This is a genomic window from Enterococcus sp. ARL09-542 (genome assembly GCF_005234805.1).
Taxonomy (GTDB): Bacteria; Bacillota; Bacilli; order Lactobacillales; family Enterococcaceae; genus Enterococcus_D; species Enterococcus_D gallinarum.
The window spans coordinates 1-257 of sequence record NZ_QPQX01000074.1; the positions used below are offsets into that span (position 1 = coordinate 1).

The 257-nt window shown below is 45.1% G+C and carries 1 tRNA gene; it reads left to right on the forward strand.

Features of this window, described 5'->3' with window-relative positions:
* The first annotated feature begins 88 nt into the window (after nt 1-88).
* Nucleotides 89-161 (forward strand) — tRNA-Ala (locus tag DVW06_RS16965).
* Nucleotides 162-257 lie beyond the last annotated feature (96 nt).

The following is a 257-nucleotide window of genomic DNA, read 5'->3' on the forward strand; positions in this document are numbered from 1 at the left end:
CACCTCCTTTCTAAGGAATAGTACGGAAGACTACACATCGTTTGCCTTTGTTCAGTTTTGAGAGGTTTACTCTCAAAGATAAATACCCGGGGCCTTAGCTCAGCTGGGAGAGCGCCTGCTTTGCACGCAGGAGGTCAGCGGTTCGATCCCGCTAGGCTCCATTAACGACAGAGGTCGTTAAGTTTGTTCATTGAAAACTGGATATCGAAGAAAATCAAAACAAGTAACACACACCGAGTTGACAAGTTAAAGAGTTT